Source organism: Domibacillus sp. A3M-37, assembly GCF_024213455.1.
Taxonomy (GTDB): domain Bacteria; phylum Bacillota; class Bacilli; order Bacillales; family Domibacillaceae; genus Domibacillus; species Domibacillus tundrae.
Genome location: NZ_JANAVL010000009.1, coordinates 51528 through 69772 on the forward strand (window position 1 = coordinate 51528; position 18245 = coordinate 69772).

An 18245-nucleotide genomic window follows, 5' to 3' on the forward strand; every position below is an offset into this window, starting at 1 on the left:
TTTTACACCCACCCTCTGAATGTTGCTGCTTCCGCTACGCGCTTAACCCCGACAATGTAAGCGGCCAGCCGCATATCGACTTGGTGAACCTGTGCCGTTTCGTAAATCATCTCAAAAGACTCTACCATGCCTTTTTGCAATTTTTTCTTCACTTCTTCTTCTTCCCAGTAGTAGCCCTGGTTGTTTTGTACCCATTCAAAATAAGAAACTGTTACACCGCCGGAGCTTGCCAGAATATCTGGCACAAGCAGCACACCACGCTCTGTCAACATTCGCGTCGCTTCAAGCGTTGTCGGCCCATTGGCTGCTTCAACAACGATCGCCGCCTTGATCTGATCCGCATTTTCTTCTGTGATTTGGTTCGAAATCGCCGCTGGAACGAGAATATCACAATCAAGCTCTAACAATTCCTGATTAGAAATCGTTTCGTCGAACAGGTTCGTCACCATACCAAAGCTGTCACGACGGTCCAGCAGGTAAGGAATATCCAATCCATTCGGGTTATAGATGCCGCCAAGCACATCCGATATGCCGATGATTCTGGCCCCTTCATCGTGCAAAAACTTAGCAAGGAAGCTGCCTGCGTTGCCAAAACCTTGAATGACAATTCGCGCTCCTTCAAGCTGCATGTCTTTTTTCTTTACCGCTTCTTTTAAGCACATCGTCACCCCTTGTGCTGTCGCTGTTTCACGGCCATGCGAACCACCAAGTACAATCGGTTTACCGGTAATAAAAGCCGGTGAATCAAACTCACGAATATGGCTGTATTCATCCATCATCCACGCCATAATTTGCGCGTTCGTGTATACATCCGGTGCCGGGATATCTTTTGTCGGCCCGACAACCTGGCTGATCGCGCGTACGTAGCCACGGCTGAGTCGTTCCAGTTCGCCCAATGACATTTTTTGAGGATCACAAATGATGCCGCCTTTTCCGCCGCCATAGGGCAAGCTGGCAATGCCGCACTTTAACGTCATCCAAATGGATAGTGCTTTTACTTCTTCTTCTGTCACATTTGGATGAAAACGAACACCGCCTTTTGTTGGTCCGACCGCGTCACAGTGCTGCGAGCGAAAGCCGGTAAACACTTTGACATGCCCATCATCCATTCTCACTGGAATACGGACCGTCAGCACGCGCATCGGTTCTTTTAAAAGTTCATATACACTTTCCGAATAACCGAGTGTATCGAGTGCTTTTTTAATAATCTTTTGAGTGGACTGAAATAAGCTGGATACTTGTTTTTGTTCCTGTTCTTTCGGAAGGGCTGCTGTTTTTTTGACAAGCGGCATTTTTTTCACCTCATTTTTCAACATTGGCTTCACTATCACCTTTCTTATTTGGTTTTCTCTTTTTTTATAGATGCAAATAGTGTGCCAAACATGAAAACCCTTTATTTAGCGTTTTTTTGAATACATTCTTAAAAACGGAAAAGAAATTTTGCATTCAATCGCCAAATTTCTTTTCTTTGAGCAAACAAAAAAGCCAGCGGGTGCTCCGCCGGCTTTGTGTCACGCAAATATCTTTTCAATTTTTTCAATCGCCCAATCCAACTCTTCTTTTGAAATGATTAAAGGAGGCGCGAAACGAATGACTGTTTCATGTGTTTCTTTACAAAGCAGGCCTTCCTGCTTTAGTTGCTCGCAATATGGACGAGCCGCTTCTGTGAGTTCGACACCGATAAACAAGCCGCGGCCGCGCACTTCTTTAATGGATGGATGCTTGATTTCAGAAAGTCTTTCTTTAAAATACGTTCCAAGTTCAAGTGAACGGCTGACGAGCTGTTCTTCTTCAATCACTTTAAGAGAAGCAAGTGAAACAGCACATGCCAGCGGGTTGCCGCCAAACGTGGAGCCGTGCGATCCGGGATTAAAAACACCTAATACGTCTTTGTCCGCGACAACGCATGAAATCGGGAATACCCCGCCGCCAAGCGCTTTTCCGAGAATGAGCATATCTGGATTCACGTCTTCCCATTCGCAGGCAAACAGTTTGCCGGTACGCGCAAGGCCCACCTGGATTTCATCTGCAATAAACAACACATTTTGCTCTTTGCAAAGTGTTGACGCCGCTTTTAGAAATCCTTCGGGTGGAATAACAATTCCTGCTTCGCCTTGAATCGGCTCGATTAAAAATGCGGCTGTATTTGGTGTGATCGCCGCTTGGAGAGCGTCAATGTCACCGTATGGGATCAGCTTAATGCCAGGAAGCATCGGACCGAATCCGCGTTTATATTCCGCTTCAGATGAAAGAGAGACAGCCGTCATCGTCCGGCCGTGGAAGTTGCCGATGCAGGCGATGATTTCCGCTCCATTTTCCACCACTCCTTTTACATCATAAGCCCAGCGGCGGGCTGCTTTAACGGCTGTTTCCACCGCTTCTGCTCCTGTATTCATCGGCAGCGCCATTTCTTTGCCGGTCAATTCGCAGATTTTTTCATACCACGGGCCAAGCTGGTCGTTATGAAACGCACGCGATGTCAATGTCACACGATCAGCCTGGTCTTTCAGCGCCTGAATAATTTTCGGATGGCGATGCCCCTGGTTCACAGCAGAATACGCACTGAGCATATCCATGTACCGGCCGCCTTCCGGATCTTTCACCCATACACCTTCTGCTTCTGATACAACGATTGGCAGCGGATGATAGTTATGCGCCCCAAATTGTTCTGTTTGCTCAATGATTTTTTCTGATGCATTCGTTGCTGCTGTCATCTCGGTCTCCCCCTTTATCAATTAAAACATTTCTGAAATGGTTTTCCCCTGCATATGGTGAATCAAGTAATCCGGGCTGCCCGCTTTGGAGTCCGTACCCGACATGTTAAAGCCGCCAAATGGCTGGTAGCCGACAATCGCGCCTGTACAGCCGCGGTTAAAGTACAAGTTTCCGACATGGAATTCCTTCCGAGCCCGATTAATATGGTCACGATTGTTTGATACGAGCGCCCCTGTCAGCCCGTAATCTGTATTATTGGCAATTTGGAGCATATGATCAAAATCTTTCGCTTTGCAAAATGCGACGACCGGACCGAAAATTTCTTCCTGCATTAAGCGGTCTTTTTCTTTTACATCTGCGATAATTGTTGGCTCGATAAAGTAGCCTGTTTCGTCGCTTCCCCTGCCGCCTGTCGCAATACATCCTTCCCCTTTGCCAATTTCAATGTAGTCCATAATCTTTTTAAACGCCCGGTCATCAATCACAGGTCCCATGTACGTCTCCGCTGCTTCTGGATTATCCATTTTCAGTGTTTTTGTCAGCTCCACAGCTTTTTCGAGGACTTCATCGTACACATCTTCATGGATAACGGCACGCGAGCCCGCTGAACATTTTTGACCAGAGAAGCCGAATGCTGAATACACGATCGAAGAAGCCGCCAGATCAAGATCTGCATCGCTGTCGACAAGCATTGTATCTTTCCCGCCCATTTCTGCGATGACGCGTTTCAGCCAAATCTGGCCTTCCTGCACTTTCGCCGCACGTTCGTAAATGCGGCAGCCGACTGCACGGGAGCCTGTGAATGACACGAAGCGTGTTTTCGGATGTTCAGTCAAATAATCACCGATTTCCGCGCCGCTGCCTGGAATGTAGTTTAAAACGCCTGCCGGCAGACCCGCTTCTTCCATCACCTCAACAAATTTAGCCGCGACAACCGGTGTTGGTTCAGCTGGTTTCAGCAATACTGTATTTCCTGTCACAATGGCCGCAACCGTTGTTCCTGCCATAATCGCAAGCGGGAAATTAAATGGTGAAATCACAATGCCCACGCCAAGCGGGATGTAGCCAAATTCGTTGTACTCCCCCGCGCGGCTTTCTACTGGCGATCCATTTTTCAGCTCATTCATCTGGCGTGCGTAATATTCAAGAAAATCGATTGCTTCTGCCGTATCCGCATCCGCTTCCCTCCACGGTTTTGCGGCTTCTTTTACGAGCCAGGCAGAGAATTCATGCTTTCTGCGGCGAATGATCGCTGCTGCACGGAATAAAATTTGAGCGCGTGCGGATGGGTCTGTATACTGCCATGTGTCAAACGCTTTAAGTGCCGCCTGCATCGCCTGCTCTGCTTCCGCTTTTCCCGCCATTGATACTGTGCCAATTGCCTCTTCTTTACGTGCTGGGTTTATTGACGTTGTTTTTGTTTCTGTCGTTACTCTTTCTCCGTTGATGACAAGCGGATATTCGCTGCCAAGCTGTGTATTCACGTAATTAAGCGCCTCTTGAAACGCTTTTTTGTTTCCTTCTTTTGAAAAATCCGTGAATGGTTCGTGTTTGTATGCAATCACCATGTTTATCCCTCCAGCAAAATAAATTTTGTTATAAATCTAATTGCAAGAAGCATGCCAACTTTTAAGAAGCGTTATTTCCAGCCTTTCAAAATAAAAACGATCCATCCCGCAAAAATATTTTGCGCCAACTGCAATTTTTTTGCCTTTCCAGCCGAATTTTTTTGCCTTATAGTGAATGGGAGCAACGTATCTGAAACGGAGGTGTCCTATATTGAAACAGAATCAGCTGCATTTTATGAATGCCCTTCATGAATATATTATGAATCAAGTAGATGTTGGGATTCATGCAATTGACGAAGAAGGAAAAACAATCATTTATAATAAAAAAATGCGTGAGATTGAAGCGATGGATACACATGATGTACTGCATAAAAATGTGCTGGATGTTTTTATGTTTCAGGAAAATCAAAACAGCACGCTCGTCCGCGCCCTTCAGCATGGCAAGGAAACCGTCAACGTAAAGCAAACGTATTTTAACAATAAAGGGACGGAAATTACGACGATCAACCATACATTTCCGTTCAGTGTAGATGATCAAATTCAAGGCGCAGTTGAAATTGCCAAGGATGTCACAAAAATTGAACGGCTCATGCGCAGCAGCACTCGAAAAGAAGACACCCGCTTCACATTTGAAAGCATTATTGGTAAAAGTGACGCCATCCAGGAAGTAATTGAGCTGTCTAAACGTGCCACCCGCACATCGTCTTACGTACTCGTTGTTGGCGAAACAGGTACAGGTAAAGAATTGTTTGCCCAAAGCATTCATAACGGCAGCGCGCGTGCAGCCGCACCGTATATTTCTCAAAATTGTGCCGCGCTTCCTGATAATTTGATTGAAGGCCTCCTGTTCGGCACCACAAAAGGAGCCTTCACCGGAGCGATTGACAGCGCCGGCCTTTTTGAGCAGGCGGAAGGCGGTACACTTCTCTTAGATGAAATCAATTCTATGAACGTTCACTTGCAGGCAAAGCTGCTGCGCGCTTTGCAGGAGAGAAAAGTGAAACGGATCGGCGGTACAAAAGAAATTCCGGTCGATGTCCGGATCATTGCCACGATCAATGAGGACCCGATTGATGCGATCGCAAACGACCATCTCCGCAAGGATTTATATTACCGGCTTGGGGTCGTGACGATTTTTATTCCGCCGCTGCGAGAGCGTCCGGATGACATTCCGCTCCTCATTGAGCAATTTACCGCCAAATACAATGCGCTGTTTCAAATGAACGTGTTAGGTGTAGAGCCTGAAGTCCTTGACGCTTTTTACGCTTATCACTGGCCTGGAAATGTTCGGGAGCTTGAGCATGTGATTGAAGCATCGATGAACTTGCTTCTGGATGAAGAATGGATTGAATATAATCATCTTCCCTACCATTTCCGCAACAAATCAACAGGACAAGACCCGACCGCATCATCGTCGCGGCTGGCTTCATTTTTGAGCAGCGACGAAGAAGGCACCACTCATTTGAAAGATCAGCTCGAAAAATTCGAACAGTATTACATTGAACATTATTTGCATAAAAATAATTTCAGTGTTTCCAAGACCGCGAAACAGCTCGGACTAAGCAGACAAAGCCTTCAATACCGATTGAAAAAAGTTGGAATCACTTCAAAAACTGAATAAAATAGTATAAATATTCAAAAAAATGTCTACTTGAACCATTTCCTTTTTTATGTTTTTAATTAAAGGGCGAATTAATTACGATACAAGGGGGTCTTTCACATGGAAAAGAAACAAGTATCAATCATTGGTGTACCAATGGATTTAGGGCAAATGCGCCGGGGAGTCGACATGGGACCAAGCGCCATTCGCTATGGTGGACTGTATGAACGGCTGACGGATCTTGGATATGCAGTGCACGACAAAGGGGACATTACCGTTGATATCCTTGAAAACGCAGAGCAATCAGATGCAAGCAACTTAAAAAATTTAGAATCTGTCACTGAAGCGAGTGAATGTTTGGCAGGGAAAATCGAACAAACCATTACGGACGGCCATTTCCCGCTCGTATTAGGCGGCGATCACAGCATCGCGCTCGGAACACTTGCGGGCGTGGCGAAAAAACATAAAAACCTCGGTGTTATCTGGTATGACGCGCATGGTGACTTAAATACCGCCGCTACATCTCCTTCCGGCAATATTCACGGCATGCCGCTTGCTGCAAGTATTGGAATCGGTCATCCCGCTTTAACAAACATCGGCGGCTTTTCACCAAAAGTAAAGCCGGAACATGTCGTCATTATTGGGGCGCGCGACCTTGACGCGGGAGAGCGTGAACTCATCAAAGAAAAAGGAATAAAAGTATACACAATGCACGAAATCGACCGTCTTGGCATGACAACGGTGATGAAAGAAACGATTGATTATTTGCGCGAACGAACCGAATACGTCCATCTGTCATTGGATCTTGATGGGCTGGATCCGACAGAAGCACCAGGTGTCGGTACACCGGTCGCTGGCGGCATCAGCTACCGGGAAAGTCATTTAGCGATGGAAATGCTTGAAGAATCGAACATTATTACATCAGCCGAGTTTGTGGAAGTGAACCCAATTTTGGACGAGAAAAACAAAACAGGCGACGCTGCTGTCGCACTCATCGCTTCCCTGCTTGGCGAGAAACTGCTTTAATCTGAAAAAAGCCGCACATAATTGTGCGGCTTTTACTTTTTTAAGTGGAAGCGTGGGTCACTGCCATTTTGTTTTTACGAATACGTTCCTATTATAAAAATAAAGCTAAAAAGCCCTGAATACGAATTCCGGAACTTTATCAAAGAGTATTTAACTTACTAATTATTCAGTGGTCCTTATCCAATCATGATTTTTTCTTCTGCATAACGGAAAGAGTCTGGACGGCGATTCAACGTAAGCGCAATGGCCAGCGTTAAGGGCCCTAATCTCCCAACAAACATCGTCATAATGATGATGACTTTTCCAACAGGGGATAAATCTGGGGTGAGCCCCATCGATAATCCTGTTGTCGCAAAAGCAGAGGTCGCTTCAAACAGAATCATTAAAAACCCCTTGCCCGGTTCTGTGACCGTTAAGATCATCGTTACGATGATGACAACAAACAGGCTGATCAAAATAACGGTTAAGGATTTATAAATCAGCTTATGGTCAATTCTTCTTTTGAAAAAAACAACATCTTCTTTTCCTTTAATTTGGGACAGCATTGCTCCGACCAGCGTCGCAAACGTCGTGGTTTTAATTCCTCCTCCTGTAGAACCGGGAGAAGCACCGATGAACATTAAAAAGATAATCAAAAACAATGTCGTATCCGTTAAGTCAGGAATGTTCAGTGTATTTGAACCAGCTGTACGGGCCGTGACAGACTGGTATAAAGACCCAAGAAATTTTCCCATCCAGGACAATGGCTCCAGCGTTTTTGGGTTATGGAATTCTAGAAGAAAAATTAAGATTGTTCCCATGCCAACTAATACAGCAGTAGTCAGCAAAACGACTTTCGTATGTAGAGATACTCTTTTCATTTTTCGATATTCATATATCTCATTAATGACGACAAACCCGATTCCCCCAACAATAATTAATGCACAAATTACTACTACCACCAAAGGATCATCTACATAATCAGTCATGCTTCTATATTCGCCCATAAGATCAAATCCGGCATTATTAAAGTTGGAAACCGCATGGAAAAATCCGTAATAAACTGCCTTTCCGATCGGCATATCGAAAGAGAAACGAATGGCCAGCAGGGTGCCGCCAATTACTTCACAGACTAAGGTGAAGAGCACGACTCTTTTGACCATCCGGACCACGCCTTCTATCGTTAAATAATTAAAGGCTTCCTGCAGAATAAGACGCTCTTTTAAGGAAACTTTTTTTCTAAATAAAAAAGCAAAAAGGGTTGCAAACGTCATAAACCCCAGCCCGCCAATTTGAATAAGGTTCAAAATAACCAGCTGGCCAAAGGTAGTAAAGGTTGTCCCCGTATCGACGACAACCAGGCCGGTTACACAGGTCGCGGATGTAGACGTAAATAGAGCATTCAAGAAAGAAAGACCTTCTCCATCTCTTGTGGCGACAGGGAGCGTCAAAAGATAAGCACCTAAGAAAATAACAAAGGCAAAGCCACTAACTAATATTTTTGGAGGATCTTTTGGATAGCTGAATTTACGTTTCACCATTATCTCTCCCTCGCCTGCTCAACATAATGAGGGATAGCTCTACATGATGTAAAGCTACCCTAGAACTCTTTTTTATGGTTTTATTTCTTCAAATGGTAAGGTACCGTTGTGACAACTACATTCCTCCGGTAAAGCAAGAATGCGCGAATCAGTAAACTGGATTGGTTATGAAGAAAGTTATGCCAGCCTTTTTTCGGAATAAACTGCGGGATAAGTACCGTGACCCGATAGTTCGACTCGCTTGCTTTATGTTCAACTGTATCCACAAATTTTGTTAATGGCTGGATGATGCTTCGGTAATGTGAGTGCAATGTCACAAGCCTAATATCAGGCTGCCATTGTTTCCACTTCTCTTCAAACTTCTTTTCGTCGCCTCTTTCGAAAGCGACGTACACGGCAATAATCCGTTCTGGGTTCAAGGATTTCGCATAGTTTAGCGAATTTTCTACTACATGGGTAATCCCGGAAACGGGTACAACAATCACATTTCCTTCAATCGGTACAGAAGGCTCACACGTTGTAATCCGCAGCTGGTCGCCTACTGCATCATAATGCTTTCTGATTCGGTGAAAGATATAAATGATGATCGGTAAAAACACTAAAACCGACCAAACCTGTGCGAATTTAGTTAAAAAGAACACGATGGTAACGACAAAGCTAATCAAAGCACCGGTTGAATTAATGATTAACTTTGTGACCCATCCTTTCGGCTTTTCACGAATCCACTTCACCATCATCCCTGTCTGGGACAGCGTAAATGGAATAAATACACCAACAGCATAAAGTGGAATCAGCTGTTCCGTATGTCCTTTAAATGCAACAATGAGGAGAATGGAAGAAATCCCCAGCGCGATAATTCCATTGGAATAGCCCAGCCGGTCTCCTCTAAATGTAAACATTCTTGGTATGAACTTATCATTGGCCAGGTTAACCGCCAGCAAAGGAAACGCCGAATATCCTGTATTGGCAGCCAGGATTAAAATCAACGCTGTTGTTCCCTGAATAAAGAAATACATCGCATTCCGACCAAATGTTTCTTCCGCAATCTGTGAGACAACCGTTACTTCTGCAAGAGGTGTAATACCATAATAATAAGCAAGATAAACGATGCCGGAAAATAATAAAGCAAGCAAGATCCCCATTGCTGTCAGCGTTTTAGCTGCATTGTTAGGAGCCGGATCTTTAAAGTTTGGAATGGCATTGGAAATGGCTTCAATCCCTGTTAGGGCAGAGCTTCCGGATGCAAAGGCTCTTAAAAGTATAAATAAGCTGATTCCCGCTATTGGTGTGCCAACTGGTGTATGCAAGTTAGGTGGAACCTCACCTGTTGCAATGTTGTATATGCCTACACCAATTAGAATAAATAACGCTAAAACAAATAAATAGACCGGATAAGCCAAAACAGCAGCCGACTCGGTTACCCCCCGCAGGTTCAAGATGGTCAGAAAGATCACAAATATAATGGCAATAACCACATTGTAATCATGTAAACCTGGAAAAGCTGATGTAATGGCATCTGTACCGGCAGATACACTTACTGCCACAGTTAAAATGTAATCCACCAACAAAGACCCTCCAGCGATTAACCCAGGGTTTATACCAAGGTTTGTCTTTGAGACGATATAGGCGCCACCACCGTGAGGATATGCAAAGATAATTTGCCGGTAGGATAAAATCAGAGCCGTCAACAGAATTAGTACACCAACCGCGATAGGAATGGAATACCAAAACGCCGCGGCACTCACGGTAATGAGAATAATTAATATCTGCTCCGGGCCATAGGCAACGGATGATAAAGCATCGGAAGAAAGAATGGCTAACGCTTTCGTTTTGTTTAGTTTCTGTTCCCCTAGCGCATCTGATTTTAATGGTCGCCCAATTAAAAATCGTTTTATGGAAGAAAACACTGATTTTCACCGTCCAATAGTTTATTTATATACTTCCCTGCTAACGAAAACTTCATTATCCATACGAAAACCTTTCTTTTTAGAATAAAAAAGACCAATGACGTTTTTCTCCGCACAAAAACAAGGAAAGATGCTTCCTGTTTTGTTAAAGAAAAAGACATCATTGGTCTACGTAACGCCCAGCAAGCATTTCTGCTCTCTTTGCGTTCAGTCTTCCAAGCTGTTTTTCTAAAGATAGGCACAATAAAAAGACCTGATTTTTTGCTCAAGCTGCTTCTTTTCGCCGCAATATACTGCCACAAAAAAAAGCCCCCTGAATAAAGGTGGTCTTTAGACCTCCTTCGCTTTAGCCGACGAAGTTAGCTGACGGGCAGGATGGCGAAAGAGTTGCTCTCATCCTTTCTACTTAAACTGTAGAATTAGCCCCAAAAAATTGGTTCCTCCGTTCCCGCTGACGGGACTAGGCCGAGGTATATAGTTGTTGATGAAGTTATTCTACTCTGCTTATTTTTTTGAGTCAACACTATTTTATTCAGCAGCGAATAATTTTTCCAAATTGCGGTCCATAATAAATACTTCGATGTGCTCTCCTGTTTTTGTGCTCATATCACTATGACTGGAAATAACTTTACAGTTTGTATGCTTTTCCACAATTTCTTCAAATTGAGCACTGTACATTTCCCGGAGTACCTGGCGCATTTCTTTCACTAGCTTCCTTCCGTCTTGGTGGCCGGCTAAATGCTTTTCTTCCACCGTCATGACTCCTTTGAAACGGGCAATGACCATATCCTGGACAATATGCGTTTTTGTTTCCTGGGGGCCCCGGCCAATCAATTCACGCTGTAATTTAATGAACGCCTCACTCAGTTCTGCTTCAAGCTTTCTTTTCTGTCCCGCCACTGCTGCCCCTCCATTTGTGAAAATCAACCAGGTCCTATCATACGTTGAACAATAAGCGCCTGTAAAGAGGGCCGGATATTTATTATACGAGTGTTTGCATGCCGGCTAGAACAAGGCCAATGACAAAACCGCAGACAGCACCATTTACCCGAATCCATTGAAGGTCTTTACCGATATGGTTTTCCATCATGTTGACAAGCGTTTCATTATCTAGTTTGTTTAAATTTTCTTCTACCAGCTTGCCTATTTTCGAATGATTTTCTTCCACGAGAACGGCGATTTGTTTTTGAATCCAATTTTCCATACGGCTGATTTTATCCGGATTTTCTGCCACATTCGCCAGCGTTCGTGTCATAAATGGAAGAATGTAAAGATTCATACATTCACCGCTTTGAACGAAGGCCGACGCTTTTTGCTGAATCCCGATCAGAATTTCTGTTATTTTCCCAGACAGATCCCACTCGGCAACTGCTTTCTGTTTTCTCTCTTCAATGACATTCATCCATTCTTCCCGTTCTGTGATGCTCTGCATTTCTTCCCGTACTTTTATTAAAAACGCCTGTCTGTTTAAGTCATCAGACTGATTTAGATTCATAAGCGCGTTCCGCAAAAGATTTTGCAAGAGGTTTCCAAGCTTTTCTTCGCTCAGCATTTGCTGAAACGACTTTAGGGCAAACTGCATAAACCCGTCCATTTCCAATCCTTCGATTGCTTTTAACGCTGTTCGGCCAAGCTGGCGGCTGGTTTCACTTTTGCTGATCCAATTTTCAGCGCGGCCAAGCAAATAATCGAAGGCTTTTTCATCGTATTTGTGGTCGATCAGTTTTTGAACCGCTGCTTCAATCACGCTGCTGGCATTAATGGATGAAAGTGCTGCTTTTAACTCTTTTTCGATGAGCGGCGTTATTGTTTCCACGTCAACGGAACGGATGAGTTGGTCGAGAATCGCGTTGATTTCTTTTTGAACCGGCTCTGACTGAAGTTCTTTTTGGATAACAGGCAGCAGTTTTTCAATCACCTGCACGCTCTCAAGCTTCGTTTGAATGCTTTCTTTCGAGAGCCAGTCGTTTTCAAGCGTCGTGACGAGCGCGCCAACTATTTTTTTCCGGTTTTTCGGCAAAAGAGCGGTATGCGGGATTGGAATTCCCGCCGGATGGCGAAATAAAGCCGTCACGGCAAACCAGTCGGCAAGCCCGCCGACAAGCCCTGCTTCAAATCCCCCATGCAAAATCCCGCCCCAGACCGGTCCCTGAAAAGGAATGGTCGCAGCGAAACCGCCGCCCATTACGGCAAGCGATAAACTGGCTAAATGTTTTGATTGTTTTGGTTGTTTAGTTTTCATGTTTTATTCACCTTTTACACATAATTTTCACTCTATTATAACAATAAAAGAAAAGATTTTAATGTGAAGCAACTTTTTGCCATACTATATTGACATAACTAATTATTATTTGTTATTCTCAAGTTTGTAAAAATTGAATAATAAAATCCTCATGGCTGTCTCAATGAGGTAGAGGTTGCGATAATTAAAAGTAGTGCACTGGAAGCCTGATGGGGCTCGTGATGGTGTTTGAAAGGAATTGTTGCCGAAGCTCAAAGGATCCATTTTATCTTTTGAGCTGGGTTTGCATCGAACAGGTGTAAAACTGTCACAGGACTATTCTGTGGAGAACTATAAAGAGACAGAGGATGAGGGTTATTTTAAAACACAAGTGTCCCGTACATTTGTGTTTTTTATTTAGGAGGAAAAGAAATGGAGAAAAAATGGGGATTGTGGCTTCTGACAGCCATTGTTGTTGGGAATATGGTCGGTTCCGGCATTTTTATGCTTCCAACTACGCTGGCGCAAATGGCCAGCCCTTTAGGAGTAGCACTTGCCTGGCTTCTGACCGGCTTTGGCGTTTTAATGATTGCGCTCGTTTTTAACGCATTGTCCGTCCGCCAGCCTGACTTAACCGGCGGGCCGCAAAGCTATGCACAGGCGCTGTTTCAGTCACCGAAGTATGGAAAAACAGCCGGTTTTTCTATGGTGTGGGGTTACTGGGTGGCCAACTGGATTAGCAATGTAGCCATTATCACCAGCTTTGCCGGCTACTTGTCTGCATTCTTCCCTGTGATGAGAAGTGAGCACATTCTTTTTTCAGCAGGCTCTCAGGAAATTGCACTCGGACGGGTTTTGACATTTGTTGTTTGCAGCTTATTGCTTTGGGGCACTCATCTTATCTTGATCACAAGCATTAAAAGTGCTGGTAAATTAAACTTTATCGCAACCGCCTCAAAAGTGATTGGATTTATGCTGTTTATTACAGCCGCTTTGTTTGTTTTTCAGTTATCAAATTTTGGGGATTTATATACGCCGATAGTGGATAGTGAAGGCGTGTCCCACGGATTGTTCAGCCAGATGAACCTAGCCGCGATTTCTACATTATGGGCTTTTGTCGGCATCGAATCTGCCGTCATCCTGTCAGGACGCGCCCAGTCTCAGCGTGATGTCGGACGCGCTACGGTGTTGGGCCTTTTGATTGCACTTGTTATTTATATGGCGCTTACGCTCATCATTATGGGTGTATTGCCTCAGGAAGTATTAAAAACATCTGACAAGCCGTTTGTTGATGCTCTTTCTGTTTTAATTGGGGACACCGGGGCGACTGTAATGGCTCTCCTGGCGGTAATCTCCTTATTCGGTTCAACAATCGGATGGATTTTGCTTAGTTCAGAGGTGCCTTACAACGCAGCCAAAACGGGCATCTTCCCTGCTTATTTTGCCAAGTTAAATAAAAAAGGAAGTCCGGCCCGGGCTTTAACGGCCACAAATATGATGTCGCAAATTTTTATTTTCTCAACAATTTCTGGCACAATCAGTGAAGCGTATACGTTTTTAACGACATCCGCCACACTTGCTTACTTGATTCCTTACTTAGTATCAGCGTTGTTCCTTTTAAAGCTTTCACTAAAAGGAGATATTTACGAACCGGGAGACAAGTCGCGTTTGTCCCACGGAATAATAGCGGCACTCGCTTTTATTTACTCTATATGGGTGATCAAGTCCGGTACGGCTGATTGGACAACTTTTTCGTTAGGCATGGGATTGTTTTTATTAGGGGTTGTTCTCTACCCTCTTCTCATACGTCTTCAATTGGTTAAATAATGCGCTTCGGCGAGTATAATAAAAAACCCGTCCCGGTTTTCGGGACGGATTTTTTATTACTGATTTAATTTAGAGCGTTTTTTTGAATAAGCACAGTAAATGACTACGCCGATCACCAGCCAGATAGCAAAGCGAATCCATGTTTCCGCGCCAAGCCGCAGAATTAAGAACCCGCAGAACAAAATGGCCAAAATAGGCACAAGCGGCACGGCCGGACAACGAAAAGCACGCGGCAGATCAGGCGGTTTAACCCGTAACACAATAACGGCCACTGACACTAAAATAAACGCGGACAAAGTTCCGGTGTTAATAAGTTTTGCCAGTTCATCAAGAGAAATAAACGCGCCCAGCAGCCCGGCAATTAATCCGAAAAACCATGTAGCAACATAAGGTGTTTGATACTTTTTATGCACTTTCGACAAAATCGGCGGCATTAACCCGTCTCTTGACATAGAAAACATAACCCGTGTTTGTCCATATAACATAACGAGCATGACCGTTGTCATGCCGAGGATTGCTCCAAGATCGATCACACCGGCTACCCAGTTTTGACCGGAAACCTGTAAAGGCAGCGAAATCGGATGAGCGACCCCTTCAAATTGCATGAAAGGAACAACACCCGTCATAATAGCTGAAACAGTAACGTAAAGCAGGGTACAAACAAATAAGGACGAAAGAATCCCGATCGGCAAATCTCTTTTTGGATTTTTTGTTTCTTCCGCAGCAGATGCGACGGCATCAAACCCGATAAAAGCAAAAAAGACGAGCGTCGCAGCCGCAAAAACGCCATCAAAACCAAATGGCATAAACGGGTCCCAGTTAGCGGGCTTTACATATCCAGCCGCAGCCACAATAAACAGCAGCACAACCGCAATTTTAATGATAACCATGATATTATTGACCCGCTTCGATTGCTTAACGCCAATCGAAAGCAAAAACGTAATCAGCATAACAATTAAAAATGCCGGAAGATTAAAATACGTTGTCGTTCCTTCAATCGTGCCCGGAGCTGCTGTTAAAGCAGCCGGGATATGCAGCCCGAACCCTGCAAGCAATGACTGGAAATAGCCGGACCATCCAACTGATACAGCACTTACCGCCAGTAAATACTCAAGTACTAAATCCCACCCGATTATAAAAGCGATAAATTCGCCAAGCGTCAAGTAGTTGTATGTGTAAACAGAACCGGAAACGGGAACTGTTGACGCAAATTCCGCCTAAGACTAAGCGGCAGGCAAGAGCGGCAATGACAAATGATATAATAAGCGCCGGCCCCGCTGTTAAGGCACCTGTGCCCGTTAAAACAAAAATACCTGTTCCGATAATGGCACCGATTCCGAGCATCGTTAAATCAAATGCACCCAGTTCTTTCTTTAATGCACTGCCTTTAGACGGTCCATTTATTAAATCTTTAATACTTTTTTTGCGAACAAAGAATTACTCATATTTTTTCCTCACTTTCTGAAAATTTATTATATTAGAGTAACAGTATAATTAGTAACAAAAAAACCAAAATTATTTCTTGAAAATTTAACTAAAAAAATTACGTTTGATTAGTTCGATTTATATAAGTCTTTATCCCCTCTTTTATCCGTGTCTACACCGGAGTAATTTAATGTTTTGTAAAGATTCAATTGCATGTCTTGAAGGAATTTAAAAATTTATGCTACTTTTAATTTAGGAATAAAAAAACAGGTGAACTGGTTAAGAAAGTAACGACTAAAGGAGATGACGATGCAAAAAATCAATTTCAGCACGCTAATGGAAATCTTTCTTGTTTCAACCCGGCTTGGGTTTACGTCTTTTGGAGGCCCGGTAGCCCATTTAGGTTATTTTCATGAAGAATATGTACGCAGGCGCAAATGGATGGATGAAAAAAGCTACGCTGACTTAGTCGCGCTGTGCCAATTTCTCCCTGGTCCGGCAAGCAGCCAGGTTGGGATCGGTATTGGTGTGATGCGTGGCGGCGTTCTTGGCGGCATTTTGGCGTTTCTAGGTTTTACAATGCCCTCTATGATTGCGTTGATTGTTTTTGCACTTGTACTTCAGGAGGTGGATATTGCCGACGCCGGCTGGATTCATGGGCTGAAAATTGTGGCCGTGGCGGTTGTCGCCCATGCGATTCTTGGCATGGCTGGGAAATTGGCGCCGGATTTAAAACGAAAAGCGATTGTACTCGCCGGGTTGGGAATTGTTCTATTATGGCAGACTGCCTTTACGCAGATCGGTGTCATTGTGATCGCCGGACTCATTGGCTTTCTCCTGTACAAAGATCATAAAACGGATTCGGTGCCTTCGTTTTCTTTTCCACTTTCCCGTACGTTTGGCGTGATGTGCCTCTCCCTCTTTTTCGGATTGCTCGTTCTTTTGCCGATTTTGCGGGAAGCAACATCATTAAACTGGGTTGCCCTGTGCGACAGCTTTTATCGAAGCGGCGCGCTCGTTTTTGGCGGCGGCCATGTGGTGCTTCCGCTGTTAGAGCGTGAATTTGTATCTGCCGGCTGGCTGACAGCTGAGCAATTTTTAGCCGGCTACGGAGCCGCTCAGGCAGTACCAGGACCGCTTTTTACATTTGCTGCTTATATCGGTGCGGTTATTAATGGCTGGCAGGGTGGATTATTAGCAACATTTGCGGTTTTTCTTCCGGCATTTCTGTTGATTCTCGGCGCTCTCCCTTTTTGGGACACACTTCGCCGTAATCCAAATATTCAAGGTGCGCTTATGGGGGTAAATGCAGCCGTTGTCGGTATCTTGATTGCTGCATTTTACACACCGATTTGGACAAGCACAATTGTCGATGCGATTGATTTTGTGTTCGCTGCTATCTTGTTTAGTATGCTTGTGTATTGGAAACTTCCCCCGTGGGTAGTGGTCATTGTTGGTGCTCTTGGCGGAGCGCTAATTAGTTTGTTTATGTAAAGAAAAAGGACTGTCTCGGCATGAAAAGAGACAGTCCTTCTCTATAATTGGACATTCACTGCTTTTTATCAATATACTTTCCATAGTCGGGAATGGCTATGTTGTTGAATTCTTGAACTAATTTTCCCAGCCCTTCTGACAACTCTTCTCCTATCACCGGCAATCCATGTCCCGTAACGGCCACAGCTGGTTTCAGGCTTGCTAACTCCTGCACAGATTCCTTCGCAGCTTTCCAATCAGTAGTAAAGTATCTTGGCGGTCCATTCACTTCCTGTTTCTGTGTTAAGACTTTATAAAGAGAATCTTGTTTAACTGTTACAAACGCGTCCCCCGCCAGTAGAGTCCTGTCTTTTTCTCTAAACAAAGAAACGTGTCCCGGTGAATGCCCCGGGGTATGAATCCAGCGAAAATCCGGCAGGTGCGGCACCGTTTCATCCATTGGCAGCTTCAGTACATTGCTTCCTAAATCGATCGGTTCATATGGAAACAGCGGAGACATTTTGGCGACCATGCCTCCTTCTACAGTTGGGTCTGGTTTAGGATAACTCGTTTGCCCTGTTAAAAAAGGGAGTTCCAATTCATGCGCATAAACAGGAACTTCCCAATGTTTCACTAATTCAATAATTGCCCCTACATGGTCGAAGTGACCATGTGTCAGGATAATGGCTTTCGGGCGGCTGTTTGCGCCGAAATATTTTTCGGAAACTGAAACGATCTCGTCTGCAGAACCAGGCATTCCGGCATCAATTAATACAAATTCCTTTGTTTCCGGATTTCCAGCTAAGCAAATATTGACGATTTGAATCGTATGACAGAATAAATCCGGCAGTACTTCAATCGATTGGCCGCTTTTTATAGAGGTGGCAGGAACAGGTTTATAATCACTGCCATATTTCATATTTTGGTCCATTTTTCATCCTCCGTTATCACAAATGACTATAG

Annotated in this window: 13 protein-coding genes, 1 pseudogene and 2 riboswitches; of the genes and pseudogenes, 4 read left to right on the forward strand and 10 right to left on the reverse strand. The window is 44.3% G+C overall.

Annotated elements, in window-relative coordinates:
• Nucleotides 1-2: 2 nt before the first annotated feature.
• From NLX67_RS14280 to pruA, 3 genes are all read right to left on the reverse strand, one after another.
• Nucleotides 3-1292: a Glu/Leu/Phe/Val family dehydrogenase gene (locus NLX67_RS14280; RefSeq protein WP_254312273.1), complete on the reverse strand. Its 1290-nt coding sequence runs from the start codon at nucleotides 1290-1292 to the stop codon at nucleotides 3-5.
• A 219-nt stretch (nucleotides 1293-1511) separates the two neighbouring features.
• The gene (locus NLX67_RS14285; RefSeq protein ID WP_046180788.1) at nucleotides 1512-2714 is read right to left on the reverse strand and encodes an ornithine--oxo-acid transaminase; all 1203 of its coding nucleotides are present in this window, start codon (nucleotides 2712-2714) and stop codon (nucleotides 1512-1514) included.
• Nucleotides 2715-2735: 21 nt separating this feature from the next.
• Nucleotides 2736-4283: an L-glutamate gamma-semialdehyde dehydrogenase gene (pruA, locus tag NLX67_RS14290; protein ID WP_254312207.1), complete on the reverse strand. Its 1548-nt coding sequence runs from the start codon at nucleotides 4281-4283 to the stop codon at nucleotides 2736-2738.
• Nucleotides 4284-4518: 235 nt separating this feature from the next.
• On the opposite strand from pruA, the gene NLX67_RS14295 reads away from it, so the two are divergent.
• Together NLX67_RS14295 and rocF are read left to right on the forward strand one after the other, a co-directional pair.
• The gene (locus NLX67_RS14295; RefSeq protein WP_256519886.1) at nucleotides 4519-5904 is read left to right on the forward strand and encodes a sigma-54 interaction domain-containing protein; all 1386 of its coding nucleotides are present in this window, start codon (nucleotides 4519-4521) and stop codon (nucleotides 5902-5904) included.
• 99 nt (nucleotides 5905-6003) lie between these two features.
• A complete protein-coding gene (gene rocF, locus NLX67_RS14300; RefSeq protein ID WP_254312208.1) occupies nucleotides 6004-6909 on the forward strand; it encodes an arginase in 906 nt (301 codons plus the stop codon).
• Between the two features lie 176 nt (nucleotides 6910-7085).
• On the opposite strand, the gene NLX67_RS14305 is transcribed toward rocF, so the two are convergent.
• From NLX67_RS14305 to NLX67_RS14325, 5 genes are all read right to left on the reverse strand, one after another.
• Complete coding sequence (locus tag NLX67_RS14305; RefSeq protein WP_254312209.1) at nucleotides 7086-8429, reverse strand: TrkH family potassium uptake protein; 1344 nt, start codon at nucleotides 8427-8429, stop codon at nucleotides 7086-7088.
• 80 nt (nucleotides 8430-8509) lie between these two features.
• A complete protein-coding gene (locus tag NLX67_RS14310) occupies nucleotides 8510-10336 on the reverse strand; it encodes an APC family permease (RefSeq protein ID WP_254312210.1) in 1827 nt (608 codons plus the stop codon).
• On the reverse strand, nucleotides 10321-10638 hold the full coding sequence (locus NLX67_RS14315; RefSeq protein WP_254312211.1) for a hypothetical protein: 318 nt from the start codon (nucleotides 10636-10638) through the stop codon (nucleotides 10321-10323). Before NLX67_RS14315 ends, NLX67_RS14310 begins: the two co-directional genes overlap by 16 nt.
• A gap of 31 nt (nucleotides 10639-10669) precedes the next feature.
• Nucleotides 10670-10813, reverse strand: a riboswitch (cyclic di-AMP (ydaO/yuaA leader).
• 51 nt (nucleotides 10814-10864) lie between these two features.
• The gene (locus NLX67_RS14320) at nucleotides 10865-11236 is read right to left on the reverse strand and encodes a Na-translocating system protein MpsC family protein (RefSeq protein WP_046180783.1); all 372 of its coding nucleotides are present in this window, start codon (nucleotides 11234-11236) and stop codon (nucleotides 10865-10867) included.
• 82 nt (nucleotides 11237-11318) lie between these two features.
• Nucleotides 11319-12578 (reverse strand): DUF445 domain-containing protein, encoded by a 1260-nt coding sequence (locus NLX67_RS14325; RefSeq protein ID WP_254312212.1) that lies wholly within the window; start codon nucleotides 12576-12578, stop codon nucleotides 11319-11321.
• A 161-nt stretch (nucleotides 12579-12739) separates the two neighbouring features.
• Nucleotides 12740-12919, forward strand: a riboswitch (Lysine riboswitch).
• A 70-nt stretch (nucleotides 12920-12989) separates the two neighbouring features.
• Between NLX67_RS14325 and NLX67_RS14330 the strand changes: the two genes are divergently transcribed.
• Nucleotides 12990-14384: an amino acid permease gene (locus tag NLX67_RS14330; RefSeq protein WP_254312213.1), complete on the forward strand. Its 1395-nt coding sequence runs from the start codon at nucleotides 12990-12992 to the stop codon at nucleotides 14382-14384.
• Nucleotides 14385-14440: 56 nt separating this feature from the next.
• Here the strand turns inward: NLX67_RS14330 and bcaP are convergent.
• Nucleotides 14441-15829: pseudogene (bcaP, locus tag NLX67_RS14335) on the reverse strand (branched-chain amino acid transporter BcaP).
• 289 nt (nucleotides 15830-16118) lie between these two features.
• Here bcaP and NLX67_RS14340 point away from each other — a divergent pair.
• Nucleotides 16119-17303 (forward strand): chromate transporter, encoded by a 1185-nt coding sequence (locus NLX67_RS14340; protein WP_254312214.1) that lies wholly within the window; start codon nucleotides 16119-16121, stop codon nucleotides 17301-17303.
• Nucleotides 17304-17358: 55 nt separating this feature from the next.
• On the opposite strand, the gene NLX67_RS14345 is transcribed toward NLX67_RS14340, so the two are convergent.
• Entirely contained in the window at nucleotides 17359-18213 is an 855-nt protein-coding gene (locus tag NLX67_RS14345; RefSeq protein WP_254312215.1) for an MBL fold metallo-hydrolase, read from the reverse strand.
• Between the last annotated feature and the right edge of the window lie 32 nt (nucleotides 18214-18245).

What these genes read in the sequence shown, in the direction of transcription:
- NLX67_RS14280 (WP_254312273.1), bottom strand. Translation starts at nt 1,292, where the DNA reads ATGCCGCTTGTCAAAAAAACAGCAGCCCTTCCGAAAGAACAGGAACAA.
- pruA (WP_254312207.1), bottom strand. Translation starts at nt 4,283, where the DNA reads ATGGTGATTGCATACAAACACGAACCATTCACGGATTTTTCAAAAGAA.
- NLX67_RS14325 (WP_254312212.1), bottom strand. Translation starts at nt 12,578, where the DNA reads ATGAAAACTAAACAACCAAAACAATCAAAACATTTAGCCAGTTTATCG.
- NLX67_RS14295 (WP_256519886.1), top strand. Translation starts at nt 4,519, where the DNA reads ATGAATGCCCTTCATGAATATATTATGAATCAAGTAGATGTTGGGATT.
- NLX67_RS14340 (WP_254312214.1), top strand. Translation starts at nt 16,119, where the DNA reads ATGCAAAAAATCAATTTCAGCACGCTAATGGAAATCTTTCTTGTTTCA.
- NLX67_RS14305 (WP_254312209.1), bottom strand. Translation starts at nt 8,429, where the DNA reads ATGGTGAAACGTAAATTCAGCTATCCAAAAGATCCTCCAAAAATATTA.
- NLX67_RS14285 (WP_046180788.1), bottom strand. Translation starts at nt 2,714, where the DNA reads ATGACAGCAGCAACGAATGCATCAGAAAAAATCATTGAGCAAACAGAA.
- NLX67_RS14330 (WP_254312213.1), top strand. Translation starts at nt 12,990, where the DNA reads ATGGAGAAAAAATGGGGATTGTGGCTTCTGACAGCCATTGTTGTTGGG.
- rocF (WP_254312208.1), top strand. Translation starts at nt 6,004, where the DNA reads ATGGAAAAGAAACAAGTATCAATCATTGGTGTACCAATGGATTTAGGG.
- NLX67_RS14345 (WP_254312215.1), bottom strand. Translation starts at nt 18,213, where the DNA reads ATGGACCAAAATATGAAATATGGCAGTGATTATAAACCTGTTCCTGCC.